This window comes from Rheinheimera tilapiae (assembly GCF_042432165.1).
Taxonomy (GTDB): Bacteria; Pseudomonadota; Gammaproteobacteria; order Enterobacterales; family Alteromonadaceae; genus Pararheinheimera; species Pararheinheimera tilapiae.
Genome location: NZ_JBHLXP010000001.1, coordinates 2,252,103 through 2,266,592, shown reverse-complemented (window position 1 = coordinate 2,266,592; position 14,490 = coordinate 2,252,103). Strand labels below are relative to the sequence as shown.

General features: G+C 42.6%; 6 protein-coding genes and 1 pseudogene. 5 read left to right on the top strand and 2 right to left on the bottom strand.

The features are described 5' to 3' along the window. Positions 1-26: 26 nt before the first annotated feature. The gene (locus tag ACFFJP_RS09770) at positions 27-1,574 is read right to left on the bottom strand and encodes a hypothetical protein (protein WP_377242884.1); all 1,548 of its coding nucleotides are present in this window, start codon (positions 1,572-1,574) and stop codon (positions 27-29) included. Positions 1,575-1,901: 327 nt separating this feature from the next. Continuing rightward, positions 1,902-2,123: pseudogene (locus tag ACFFJP_RS09765) on the bottom strand (hypothetical protein); the annotation flags it as partial. 1,016 nt (positions 2,124-3,139) lie between these two features. Between ACFFJP_RS09765 and ACFFJP_RS09760 the strand changes: the two are divergent. The 5 genes from ACFFJP_RS09760 to ACFFJP_RS09740 form a co-directional block, all read left to right on the top strand. Beyond that, positions 3,140-4,939, top strand: a complete 1,800-nt coding sequence (locus ACFFJP_RS09760) for a hypothetical protein (RefSeq protein WP_377242882.1) — start codon at positions 3,140-3,142, stop codon at positions 4,937-4,939. Between the two features lie 2 nt (positions 4,940-4,941). Continuing rightward, on the top strand, positions 4,942-5,517 hold the full coding sequence (locus ACFFJP_RS09755; RefSeq protein ID WP_377242880.1) for a hypothetical protein: 576 nt from the start codon (positions 4,942-4,944) through the stop codon (positions 5,515-5,517). Between the two features lie 278 nt (positions 5,518-5,795). Continuing rightward, the gene (locus ACFFJP_RS09750; RefSeq protein ID WP_377242878.1) at positions 5,796-7,904 is read left to right on the top strand and encodes a hypothetical protein; all 2,109 of its coding nucleotides are present in this window, start codon (positions 5,796-5,798) and stop codon (positions 7,902-7,904) included. A 383-nt stretch (positions 7,905-8,287) separates the two neighbouring features. Next, positions 8,288-13,477 (top strand): site-specific integrase, encoded by a 5,190-nt coding sequence (locus ACFFJP_RS09745; protein ID WP_377242876.1) that lies wholly within the window; start codon positions 8,288-8,290, stop codon positions 13,475-13,477. Positions 13,478-13,890: 413 nt separating this feature from the next. Then, positions 13,891-14,490 (top strand): hypothetical protein (locus ACFFJP_RS09740; protein WP_377242874.1); only part of this gene is annotated, 600 nt, incomplete at its 3' end.

The window sequence follows — 14,490 nt, the reverse complement described above, 5'->3', positions numbered from 1 at the left end:
TCCATACCAGTCGTTCGTTGGTCAAATCAGGGTAGTTTGCATAGCCAGGTCACATTTATGTGAGGAGGCATAATTGAAATTTTTTTCGGGATTGTGACATGTGATTCGACTTCAACCGGTTTCGACTGTATAACACACCCACCATCTTTACTGTCTTTCGCGCAACGTTTGTAGAATCTATTGGTCGATTGCTTTGGGCTTTTTTGGAAACCTGTAGCCGATTCACTACTGCCCCCGACCTGGCCTGTTTGACCGTAACCACCAAATAAAAACCGTCCATTTAAATCCGGAGTTTTTACAATAGCTCCATTGCTTGCTAAATGGTCCCTACCATCACATGGTGCCCATCCAATTGGGATATCACCATCAGGGTTTCCTAACCAGGCTATGATTGCATTGGCCGGATAAGTCTCCATGATTGCGTTCTTTAATGTGCGTAAAACGCCTTTATGGACGAAATTACTTCGCAAATACAAGGTTGCTGCGGTTTTGCCAGTGACTAGTAACTCACGCGCTGAAAACGTAACTGTGGATTGAAGTTCAGTTGTGGACAGTCTGAAAACATTGATCGAAGCAGGAATAGTAACTTTCGTATCAGTGGAGTCTTCGTGAGTATCTGTAATCGTTTTTCCGTCTTTGCCGGTGATCCCAAAATTTGATAAGTCTTTAGCGCTGACTTCGAGTTCACGAACAGTCTTGGTCTCATTGCTATGTTTTTTAATTTTTTCTATAACTTTATCTGCACTGGTTGAAAATCCTATAGACCACATATTTCCCTGTAACTGATCCCACGTGACTTGTTGCCTCTCCATTCGGTCAAGTAATTTGGGGATTACAGACCTAATCTCCTCCCGGATCCGAGCATTTACATCTTCATCCATACCCACGCAATTGACACTGATTTCAGCTTTATTCGAATTTAATAAATCTCCGAGTTGTTCACCGGTTAAAAATACAGAAGTACCAATATTTGATGCAGTTATAGTTTGTTGACTCTGCTTGGCATACTGTGACAGAGAGATTCCAACACTGCATTCGGCGGACCTTCCTGTTTGTGATGATGTTGTATAGTAGGTTCGTAACTGCGATGCTGCAGCAACTATTTCTGGATCTCTGCCTTTACCAATATCAAAGCATGTCTCTAATGAGGCTCCAGAAGTAGCCCCAGAATCCATTGCCCGGGGCTCTACCCAAAAATAAGGTGGTTCAGCGGCATCAACCGGGGCCAAATACATCACAATGTTGGATGCTGGAATTATCGCCGCCTTTTGACCATTCAAGAATTGCTCAAACGAATTCAAATAAGCCTCGGATCTCATCTCGACTGATACACATAATCTCCCATCAGAACTCTTTGCTTTATCAAAAGAAACCACTGCCGCCGGTACAGCAAACTTTACTTGTGAGCCGGTAGCCTGCAGCATCCATCTTGTTTCGCCAAGGTACTCAATTTCGCCCACTAACTGGCCTGAAGGGGGGAGAATATCCGTGACAGAGGCTGCTTGTGAATGTATAGGTAAAGCAAGCATGGACATCACAACACTTAAAAGGTAACACCATCCTGTTAATTTCATTTGTCACGAACCTCCTTTGATGTACCCAAAATTTTTAATGTCTGGGATTGGATTTGTAAAATATGCAAAGTTAAGCGCAGTATTTTTTTATTTCGAATTAAAACGGATATCTATGCGATCAAGTGTTAATAGAACTATTTGGTAGCAAATAATTTAGTCATAACGGTAAAAACTTTAGTAAATGCATATAGAAAGACCGATTTTTCAGATGTATAACTTTTTTGAGCTACAACCTGCACTCAAAAGCAGCTAAGGGATTGGCTGGGATATGTATTTGTTGTACACACCTTGAAGCAGATAGATCTCCCGGTTTCGCTGAACTTCAGTTTAAGACACCTGATCATCACGATTCCATTTCAACATCAAAGGACGCTGGCCATGATCCGGTAAATTGTATCGATCAATCATGTACAGAAATGATCGAGCTATTTCCCCGCGTACCGACTCTCGTGTTTCTACGCCCGAACCGTTTTTTTCGAAATCACATTCCGGCCAGCGCCATTTCTCATCTTCGATTTCTGCAAACGGAGCGTTACCTCGACTGGAATTATATCGTCCGAGCGCTAGCTATAAGTTGTGTAGCCCGGAGCTTGCTTTGTTGTAGATGTCGACCGGGCGAGTATTTCGGTCTTCGCATCCTTGAGCATCCGCAATCCAACTGGCGGGGTATACATGTTCTACGGTAACTTTCTCACCGGCAGGTTTAGGAACGCCGCAATACAAAGTTACATATGAGTGGCCCTAAAGCTTTTTCCAAAATATTTGGTCCCGGACCTTATGATAGGCGCTGTCATCAGCGACTGATCCAATCAAAACGAATAACAACAACATCTTTCTCATTATATTAGTTCCTTTGAGGCATGAACCTAATCAGCAATCCCACTAAATTTTTACATAGAGTTGTCATTTTTCAATGCGCCACCCAAATTTAGTTTGCGGATGAAAGAGGGCAGTTGGTTTCATTTGATCCAGAATGCAAACGGACCCTGATTCTCCCCAAGCCAGCCAAAGTAATCATGGATGACGGGGAGTCTGAATTTATTGACCCAATCACTGAGCGTCTTAAATCAGCTGATTGGTTTGCAGTCAAAAACCTCGATTCGAACAATTCGCATTTTTGTAATATCAGTGGCTGGCATGCGGTTGAAATCATTAGATTTCAGCACTAGTCCCCTTTTCCTGAATCATCGACAGCACTTCGCTGTCATAAACCAGATGCTTGTTTTTCTGGTCAATAATTTTGGCATGCGTTTATGCGACCTGGCACGGCAGACAATCTCATCGAATGATATTGACGCAGCAATTAGTCAAATCATGACAGGGGCTGACGAGTGCGAGTGGGGAAATGCACAATCAGTAAGCTATTAATAAAATTGGTTCTTTCGAAGGACTCCCTCCAGCATATTCACTTAAAAATTTTTGAATTAATACAAAATTCGCCTGTTAACAATACCTCACTTGCTTATCGGGAACCATCGACTACATTAATACTGGCTCAGGTTGTCCTTGACCTACAAAAATGCCAGAAAACTCGATGGATATTTTTTGATACATGGAGGCGTATCGTGATAAAAAAAATCGCTAATTTGTGCATTACCTTCTCTGCACTTTTAACTGCTCAGTCTACTTGGGCTCAAACCAGTGTAGCTGCAGAGAACATAATTGATACTGTTATTTTTTCATACCTTGATGATACTAAAACTACGCAAAATGCAGATGTGACCCTAATACGTGATGAACACGATATTGACCAATGGTATTATGTGCCAAGCCGGCCGATATTGGTAACAACGAAAGTTGGTGATAAATCAGTACCACAGTTTACACTTCTTCGTTATGACTACCCTGACCCAATTAACCCAACGACTATCTTACGGGGTGGCTTATTAAGTTTTTCTGCTCGTCTGTCTTTACCACCGGAAGCGTTAAATGCGATGAAAATCGCCGCAATAGATTCGATAGCTAAGCGTAAAGGCAGAGTTGTAGCCGAAAAAATAAGAATTGCTGCGTTACCAATAAATAGCGCAACTGTTTCAATCTATTCAGCAGATAATAATTTAGTTGGCGCAGCCGAAGGAACGGGAACAGCTCCAACGTTCGCTTCACAAGCAATGGCATTTACCCTGCCCCTGACACAGCTTGGTACCTCTGTATTCGAAGAGTTGATTAAAAGCCCTACAGGCGTGAGAACTGCGGTTCAGTTTACTTACAATGGTACTACACCTAAATGCGGATACGAGGTAACCGCTGATTACTTGCAAGTTCACAACCACTATAGCAAAAATGAAAAATTCGCAGCTCGTGCAAGCTACTATGGTCTTTTTAGCGCGTCAGTATCTAAAGAAGCAGCTGAAATAAGAGAGGAATTGACGAAATCGGGGGCTCTCAAAATCAAGATGCTTGCATCAAATCAGTGTCCTTCGGAACGATTAGACTCACTTATTCAGCCAATACTCAAACGTATAAATGATCAGGTCTTGGATACTTTAAAACCTCCTGAAAAAATCGATCCCGCAAACGTAGGTACCCCTTCTACAGGCGGATTTTTTGGAGGTGCAGGCTACTCAGTTGCATTAAAAAAAGTGTCTGAGCTCAGAAGACTCAATGAAACTTTTAGCTTTGAGCAAACAAATATCGTTGAACGATCCACGGTTGCCCAAGGTTTTATTGGAATTGGCAATTACCCTGACAGCATTAAAAAGGATCTTATTTTAACAATTGACGGAACAATCAACCCAGGTACCTACATAGCTTTTCCGCAAATACCACAAGGAATTTCTCGAGTAGACCTTGATATAACTCTGCAAGCTAAAGGAAGATCATTTGGTTTCGGGCAATATCAGTATCTTCGAGAATTGAATACTTGGAAAAACTTACAATCTGGTAGGACTTCGGACAGGATAAGTTTTTCAATGGCCGGTATTGAGCAAGCTTACGGGAAGCAGGGAATTAATGAAGCTCAAGTAAGTATAAGCAAGGTGTTAAGTACAAAAGATGACTACACCAAAGTAGTTACCGTGGGGTCAGCATCGCAAGGTGCAGCAAGCGTTGAATTACAGGATGGCTTGTTTGGGGTCCGCATATCTCCGTCAGCAATTCCATTCAAAGAAGTGGGTGGAGATATTGTCCGTGTTCAAGTAATTGCAAAATCCGGAAGTAAGAATAAGTATTATAATTTTCAAGCGTTTAACGCTAATGGTGTTTGGCAGTCTTCTTCAGACGCATATTTTTTCTCACCCGAACGCGACGCACCAATAGAGCTAATAATTCGATTCATCCATAACGATAAAAGTAAAATTGTTACTCGCACACACACTGTGAATGCTTCGGGTATGCTCGATCTATTTTTAGAGGAGTTTTTGTAATTATGAAATACATTATACTGGCTATCTTCCTAACGATTTCTGCTAGCTGTTTATCACACGGAAATATTCATCCATTTGTAAGTGGGCCAAAAACATCTCACCCAATATGTGGAATTAATTTAGAAATAGTTGACCAATCTCCATTTATTTCTCATCTTCCTTTTGCAAGCTGTAACAGCTTGGCAATATCATTTCATGCAGATGAGCGCTATAATGATCCCGGTCTCAATGAGTTATCAAAGCTGCTTATTATATTGTTCGAAGGTAAAAACCATGAACGACACTTCGAACCACTTAGCAACTCTGTTTTGAAATGCATTATCAAGCCACCCATTATTGAAAGAAATACTCACGCAAACCCGGATGTACCATATTGTACAAAAGAAATGGTGAAAGATTATTTGTTAAAATATAACCGTCACCCTGCAGTCGAAGGTTTCCGTCGATTTGAAAACAGCGTAAGCAAGTTAGATTTATCTGATAAAATAATTATTGATAAAATAAGAAAAACGACGGCGATAGCAAGAGTGTCAGGCAGTAGCTTAATGCTTAGTGATATTTCAGAGCTCTTGGAGTAAATGTAGTAAAACTCACCGAATGTGTAGTTTATAAAAATTTTTTACATTTAACGTGCTAAATCAATTGGTTAGTAAAAAATAAATTGATGGCTATTTTATTCTTGCTGTATGTAGAGCTTGTGCAAAGTGCTTAATTTTTTTCGAAACCTGAATAGCTAAATCGGTAAAACGATTTCAGATAAATTAATTTAAATTTAAAAGTTAACTACAAAGAAAAGCCATGTAGTCTCAGTTCTGATATTCAACTAAGTTTAGATGCTAAAACAGGAGTTTCTGAGATGGCTGTTTTTCAGTATGGAAATAGAATAACGGTGCTTTTACTTTTAATATATGCAGCTACTGTACAATCTAAATCGTCTTACTACCTACTCGAACGGTTTGATAAACCATTGGATAATATCGCTGTCGAATCCCAAGGTAGCGATTCTTTGGTAATTTATGGTGAAGATCTAGATCTAACAGATATTACTTTGGAATCAAAAAATAAAAAAAATAAAAGCACACAAGACATTATTATTGTTGCAAAAACAATAAAGCTCGGAGGAACTGAAATATACTTAGATGGTCAGTTCAATTCTATTTCGTCTAATTACTTAAATGGCGGAGATTTTTTTCTTGTAGCGGATAAAATAATTATAGGTAGCCTTCCAAACAATCAGAACGCAATACCATTAGTGGTATATCAGAAAGGAGGGAGGAATTTCGAAAATCCAGAAATTATACAATCACGAGATGGTCGAACACATATTTTTGTAAATAAGGTAGAATTTGATGAAGATCTTAAAAATTCTCGTATAAGTTTTTTGAATGTTTCAGGAGATAAAAATGGTCCTATTCCTTTTCAGTATCTAAAAATGATAAGTCGTAGCTTTTCTCCGACAAATTCTGTTCACAAAGTAATTAAAGAAAAGAAAACCATTTTATGGGAGGGGTTCGGTTTAGCATACCTTTCTTGGTTGAATGAGGAGCCGATTGAAAACATCCTTGCGAAGGAATTGAACCTAGTGTCGCATAGAATAGATCCCAATTCTGGCAATAATATTCCTGATGTCGTGGGATCTATGAAAGATGCAACAAAATACTTACCCGACGACATACTTTCACCTTGGTATTTGTCATACATTCAGCGCAAGGCAGCTCTTGCTACAGCAGCAGTAGGAAATAAAGATTACGAGTTAGCACTTAATGCGGTACGCAAAGCAAATCTTTTTACGACTACAGCTCCAGCATCAGCTATGACATCAGCTAACTTCAATAGCGCAATTAAAGATTTAGATATAGTACAAAAAATGCTTACTGTACAGAGTATTGTCGAAGAAATTTACATTCCAACTAGTGGTGGCCCATCACAACGTGTAACAATCATTCGAGATCGAGCAGAAGGCAGTGTGTCTGTAGTTCCTAACCTAGTATTGTTAAGTACATTTCAAGAAAATAACAAACTTAGAATTGGTTTCATGAGTGTTGCAGAAGGTGATGTTTTGGTTAACTTGTATGGCCGAATGACGGTGGACCCGAGTGTTTTAGAATTTGTGCGTTCTAAATTTCCAAGTTCTTCTGAAGTTCGAATAGCTGATGACCTCGAATACGACACTCTTAATCTTGGACTGGGGGATATTATAAAAAATGGAAATTCAAAGGTCTTGGATGGAACAAATGTGAAATTAGATTTACTCGTCAGTGGAACATCTTTTCGACAAATGTTATTAAGGCTATCACAACCTTTTGGAGTTGAGGTTAGCGTCAGCTGGAAACATCCTCGCTTATCACTGGCTAACCAGACTGCACGATTAAATTTGTCGTTAGGCCGCACAGAGAGCTCGATAGTTGCTAAAAACGGCGAGCTGACAAACACAAGCAGTGATTCAATTGATGTGAACTATGTTATTGATGGAAAAACCGTAATTACCAATGGATTTCCAATCCGTATTGCTGCTGGTGAATCCATTCAGCTCGATTGTAGTAATGAGCTCTGCTACGCTCCGGGAGCAGCAATTAGTAGACTATTGCTACTTCAGGATATAGATTCGTGGCTGGTGAGCCTACCTAGCGGCTCAAGTGTGATGTCATATACCTTCGAAAATCATCTTGAAAGTGACCCATATCGCGGTGGAAATTTTGAACATCTTGTTTTGGAGGTTAATTACGTGTCTGCACCGGGGGCAACACCACAAAAAACAGGACCCTTTATTTTAGGCGGTAGAGGTACTGTTTCTGCAAGGCGTAATTGGTCGTTTATCGGTTCATCCTTGGGCGTAGCAAAGATCGAAATTTCTGGGCGTGCATTTTGGCAATATGGATACTACGATATTTCAACTAAGACTATTTCATCAACGCTTACAATTATTGATGAGGGATGGATTAAACAAAAATCTCCAGCCAATTAATGGTTCAATAACCCTGTATCTATCATTATCTGAATTGTTATCGACATACGTCAGGAGAAATGAAATGCCTAATATGTTGGAATAATGAATTTGGCCACTTAAAAAGAGATGATTTTCTGGGTTACGAAAAATGAATGCCTGCAAATAAGGCAAAGCGGATATTCGTTTTTTCGATAGCGTCTTATTTCAACAACTGCAATTCCTTCAAAGCTGAAGACCAAGCCACTGAATGATTACGCAAACTGGTGGTTACATGAAAGTGCAACCGGCGTTGAGTAGCCAGTGGTCACGGCAGTAAATGTAAATTTGTCACACCTAGATTGATTTATCTCATTGTTTTGTTATGGTTATTTAGTGACCGATAGCAAAAAAAGCGATTTTTCATGGAAGAAAACACCAAAATTCAGTGCGTCATTGCGTACTGTCATGCCAGCGGACTGGATACCCTTGCGCATCTGACCTTTATAAAGGCGCTACGCCTTCCTTCCAGCTACTTTCATTTGTATGCCGTTGCGTTGAAACTGGTCGACGAGTATGAGCGGGCACGAAAGTTTCATTGGTTGATTGTCGAGCCTCGTTATGAGCAGGAATTGTCAATCCTAAACGCCCTAGTCGCAGCGCTTCGGGACAATCATGGTCAGCTCAGGAGCTTGGGAGACAATGTCACCAAATTCCCACTGACGGCCCATTTTCTTAGTGAATCGGCTAGTGGCGATTTGTTTTCGGATATCTTTGCCGTCCTCAAAATTTATACACTGCGGCTTTCGCTAGCTTTATTGGCGACTGAACAATCCTCAGCAACGACGTTAGGCAATATGGCCGCCGATGCCCGACAAAGCTTTGAAAAAGTGATCCGGCATAATTACGTTGCTGATGAGATTTACCAGGAAAAACAATCATTCGTTGAGCTCCTATCCTCACAGAATAAAAAACTCTGGGACTTTCAAAAGCAGTTTATTAGCTGGATAGCTGAAGAGCAGCTACCTGCAAGTCGTGCCAAACCACAAAGATCAGCAGTGCTGCAGGTCCGCTCACACAGTGAGCCTGAAAAAAGCCATGTTCTCTCAGAGCGCAAGCTATTTGCCGAACCAAGTAGTGCATTGCCAGGCAATCAAATCGCTCAAGTTCGTGTAACCACATCCCAAAGTGACGAGGAAGACGAGCGGCTTGATGAAATCTTCGAGTATCAAGCGGATCCGCAGCATCCTGTCAGCTATGAGTCCGCTGAGCAATCGCTCATTTACGGGAGTCGGCTTCGCATTCAGGAACGCATGTTGCTATCCCTTCGGTCTAATGTGTTCACTCAGGCTGAACTCGACATGTTCATCGCTGGTGTCGTATCAGATCTGCAGTCACGTCAACAGTCTAAGCAAGTCACTGCCTGTTGTTTATTGCTGATGTTGCTAACGGCGCGCCAATTTGAACAACTCTTAACGATGGCGCTGAGTGGGCAGTTGGCAGCTGAGCAGGAGGGGATTGATTGGTCACTTGGCATTTGGCGTCGTCAAAGTATCGAGATGCCTAAAGCAGTCAAGCCTGAGTTGCCAAGCCCATATCTTTTTGAACATCAGCAGATGGTTGACTTACCGATGCCGGCCATTCTGATCCAAGCCATCAGCAGCATTGCGAAGACGCCCACAACGCTCAATGACATCTTGAAGCGTTGTAAAGTAACTCAAGAAGACGTATTAGCCCGACTCACCGATATCATGGCGGTGGTACCAAGACGCACAAGCTTTGCACAGGTACGTTCCAGCCTTTTTCAGCAAGTTGCACTGAAATCAGATCCTGGATTCTCGGCGCTGCTGTTTTCGACGACTGAGTACATCACACCGACGCCTCTTTATTATAAAAGTATCGATGTCTCGACCTTGCAGTCAACTTATGCAGAGACCATCACCCGTCTCGGTTTATCGCCTGGCTGCATGCGATTACTATCAGCAACTGGATTTACCGGTAGTCATCTGGCGTTAAATGATGACGCCCTAGCACAATTTTTTAAGACCAAGTACCAAAAACTAAAAAGCCTGTCGGCGGATGTAAACAGTGAAGTCGGCGCAACCACTTTTTTGAACGAACTTGCCTGTTACACGACACTCATCTTACTGGCATCCACCGGTCACCGCACCCGCACTGAATTTCAATTTGAACCCGCCGCCATCCAGACGGATTTAAAGCTACTGCTGCTGGCCGATAAAATGCAATATGATGATGGTGCTATCCGTTTTGTGCCACTCACCGACGTTGCTTTTGCTGCACTCGTGGAGTTCGGCAAATCAGCACGCCGTCTTGCTGGATGCTTTAAGGACAGGGCACTGAAAGAACAACTGAGTCAAAAATCAAATTGGCAAACCGCAGCATTAGATGCACCGTTTCTGAGCGTCATCAAAAACGGTAGCGCGCGAGCGATTACCTCCGACGATTTAGTTCGTTATCTCGCTGCGGAACAGCTCATTTTACCGCTTAATTTTTTTCGCCATCGCTTATGTTCGAGGCTCTCTGACTTTGATGGTGGTGATCGTATCAACTGGCTCATTGGCCATATCGGTTTAGGTGAGCATCCACTGCACTTCACATCGACTTTATGTCTGTCCGATATCAGCCGTTGCAATACGCTGCTCAATCAAGCAATCGAACCGTTGGCTATCGAGGTGTTCAAAAGTGATTCGCAACGAGGCTTGCCTGCAAATCTTGTGATGAAAACAAGTGAAGGTTATCTACCACCATCCCTGCAGGTAAAAAGGATGGCGTTTAGAGAACGTCTTGGTTGGGCCCGGGATTTGTTTACCAAATTCAGTAAAACGCTCGATGAAGGTGAAACCATTCTCGATAAAACCGACGCGTTTATTAGCTTTGCCATCGAGCAAGCCCTCAAACTAAATCATCGCGAAGATTCCGCGGCGTGCATGCAATTAATTAATCGAAAACTGGAGCGCTATCAAAACGATGGCGACGAGCCGGCAGCACAAACCTGGCGGATGCCGCTTTATGAACCACAAACTGCACTAGATGTCCGTTACTTTAGCGAATGTCGCAGGGTGTTAGCGCTTCGACGTTTTGTCTCAAAACGCATCGTTACATTGTCCGAAAGACTCAAAGTAGAGCATGCGCTTTATGAAATCGTGCTCAGTACGCTGGTACAAAGTGCACAGCATATAGAGGACACTAATTTTGTTGTATCGCTACAACGCAATCGCTCCACGCTCTGCGGGCTGCACTTTTTTGATTTCGATGACAAAAACTGCAAAAAGCGGATTTATTTAGATGCTTTAACGATAGGGTTGATATACCGATATCCTGAATTTACTGAGCAAACATTTTCTGAAGCCAAATTCATTCGTTATGTCACAAAAATACTCGCAGGCATCGGCATTCCAGCATCGGCGTTGAGTTCCATCAACACGCTGACAAAATGGCTCGCTTTTTATGATGTCCAACCCCAAGAACCGGGATTACTCCGCTCGTTTCGGATCAATGCGCTTCACAGTAAACCGTTAGCACCATCCGCGCTGGCTCGGCTGTTGACGCATCAGGTTATGAGTGATCGACCAGTTGTTCTTGAAAAGCCACAACAGTCTGCGCACCATGCGCAGCGCAAAAAAAGTCGAGCCGCGCAGCCATCTTTGGAGCGCACGTTTTTTAATCGCTTCATGAGAAACGTCCGCACTCAATTACAACAAAAGAGGCCAGGCATCACCATAAAGACGGTGGTCCCAACGCTTTGGCAGAGCTTTGTCGGCGCGAAAAGTACGGCGATGTCCGATTTGCTACAGGCGTCGTCTCATTTATCTGATGCGGCCGTCGCCGTGCTGATATTAATGACCGATGTCGGCAAACGGCCGGGCAAAAACCGCGATTCCATTAGCATCCGCACGATGGCGACATATTTTTCGAAGACTTGTACGCCTTTTTTAGATGTGGCGCAGCAGCAGGCAGTCTTTGAGTTTGATGAAGACGAACTTGAAGATTTTTACATCGCCGTTCTGGATAGTCGTGATTTGAAAACACGTGGCCGTCATGCCGACATGTTGCGCGATTTACATCGAACTGTCGAAAAGCACTTTTATCTTGCGCATGTGAGCTGGAAAGACATCGAACCGAATATCAATGGTGACGAGGCACAGCCGTATGCAAATATCATCACGGAATCTGAATACCAGTGTGCGCTTCATTTATTGTTGGCAGATCCATACGCTACCGAGCATGAGCAACTCATTCAGGCCGCGATTTTAGTGCTGTCTTACCGCGCTGGCTTGCGCCGAGGGGAAATTAAGTTCCGTTTGTTGCAAGATCTGTGTTCCGATGATGGCATCCTTTATATTAGTAGTAACCATTTCTATCGTCTTAAATCCATCAATGCTAATCGGCGGATCCCCAAGGGCTTGCTGCTGAACAACCAAGAGTCTCAGATCCTTCAATCTCTCACTGACATAGCCAAGCGTGAATATGATGATGCGCGCGGCAGAGTGTTTCATCTTTCTGATAGCGCATTTGCACAATACTGTGCGCGCGTGACCGAGGCACTTATCGTCACGACGGAAGATCCAACGACCCGCCTTTACGATTGCCGGCATTCGTTCGCAAGCCACCTCTGCTGGCTGGGTGTTTGCAAAAAGCATAGTTTGATGTATCCGGAAGTCAGCGCATGGTGTCGGCAAGTGCCAGACGCTTTTATGGATAAATGGATACAAATCACCACCGGTAGTACGCAGCCGTATCAAGCTTTCAAGTTTCTCCATACAGTCAGTTTAGTCATCGGCCACAGTACACCACTGACCACGGTGACGCATTATGTGCACGAAATGTCGCTGTTTCAGCTTGAACAACAAACGATTTATCACGACCAATATAGACATGTCGACCAAAGAACATATGCAACCTGGCTAGACACACCTGAAGCTGCAGGCAGAAAGGCGGTGTCCCGTTATCCATTTTTGCCAGCCATCACTATGATGCAGCGCACGCTCACCAATCGATGGCCAATTTCAGAACAACTGCGCCTGCAAAACCGCAGCGATGCTGCGCTCAGTGCGAAAAGCAGGCGCAGTATCATCTATGAGCTATGGTTGATGCAGCTTAGCGAGTTGCGAAAGCTGGTTTTATCTGAAAATCCTGAAAAATTCATTGACCATGTCATGATGCAACAGCTTTTTTTACTATTTCGAAATCGAGAAATCAGCGCGCCGTGCGATCTCATCTCTTCAGACGGCGAACTTCGAGCGAACCGACATTTGCATCGTCGTGTAAAAAAAGCAGTGACAGCAGTCACGCTGCCAAAGCTATTACAGCATTTATCAAAGCAGAACGAATCGCATCTTCTGGCTGCTGCAAATCTCGTCAGTGAGTCCTACCACGGCAAACTTGGATATTTTTTTACGACTTCAAAACTTGAGTCAGTAAATGGCATCACTAAGCTTGGACTGCGTTATTCTAGCGAAGCGCAGTATAAATTGAAAAAAAGTTTGTTAACTGAAAAAGGCGAAGTCGGGCACTTTTATCGCGAGCAAACACAAGTGTCGGACCTGCTCTTCGTCGCCAGTTTGGTTATTAAGTTGTCCGATAGTTCCTACTGATAGTTATCACTATGCACAGGAATGATTTTTAAGGTGATGTTCACATCGTTAGCTTGAGTGAACATGGTCATTCCATGCTGAAAATTCTACCGTCAGCAATATCTCTCTGAAGATCCAACCGTCCGCAATTTTACAGAACAAACTTTATAGCTTGGAAGTTAGACCCCTCAAAAAACCATCGTCCAATATCCGACGCCCATTTTTCCTTAATTAAGATTGAGTTTCGAATAATCCGATATTGAGGCCGAAATGAGAACTTTAACGCTTACATCAACTCCCGAAATAACCTGTTCGAGCACTGGGGGAAAAACTTACACAGAGCACTCAAAACTGATAGCGCTGCCAAAAAATTGTGGTCTTTTTCGCAGTTATGCTTTCTACGCACCGAATAATATCTAAAGAGGCACCGAGAAATGGAAACACTTTACACTCAAAATATCGAGAATTTTATGCAGTCAGATGTTTTTGATTTGCCCCAGTTTATCAAGATCCTTCAACAACTACTGACCAAGAAAAATTTGTATGCAAATTTACTACAAAACAATAACAAGGATGCTGTCGAATTATTTGTAGTTTATGATGGCAAAGGCACATTGAAAATATGCGCTTTAGGCGTTTGCAACAAGGAAACACAGCCTAACTTAGCTTTTTCGAATGAACCTGACATTGTCAAATCGCGGCTGAAGAAAGCCGAATTAAAACTGCAGGACGATTACAACTTCTATGTGTGTCAACTTGAATGTCGTCAAAAGCCGACTTTTAACGCTGCGTTTAGAAACGTGATGACATGTCTCAAAAACTTGGACAATCCAAATGAATTGCCCTTGGGTGATGAGGCCATCGCGCTGTCAAATTACGATCATACTATCATCGCTAAATCGCAAGCTCACGCCGAACCACCACTTGCAGGCAGAGGTATCGCAGAATCATTCCAACTGAGCGATATGACATTTATTATTCATCCTGACCCAATAAACGATGCACATTTCGAAAAAATCCGAGTTAAAGCAAGC

Bases quoted from the DNA above. Each gene is read 5' to 3' on its own strand.
- ACFFJP_RS09770 (WP_377242884.1), bottom strand. From the start codon at position 1,574: ATGAAATTAACAGGATGGTGTTACCTTTTAAGTGTTGTGATGTCCATG.
- ACFFJP_RS09755 (WP_377242880.1), top strand. From the start codon at position 4,942: ATGAAATACATTATACTGGCTATCTTCCTAACGATTTCTGCTAGCTGT.
- ACFFJP_RS09750 (WP_377242878.1), top strand. From the start codon at position 5,796: ATGGCTGTTTTTCAGTATGGAAATAGAATAACGGTGCTTTTACTTTTA.
- ACFFJP_RS09745 (WP_377242876.1), top strand. From the start codon at position 8,288: ATGGAAGAAAACACCAAAATTCAGTGCGTCATTGCGTACTGTCATGCC.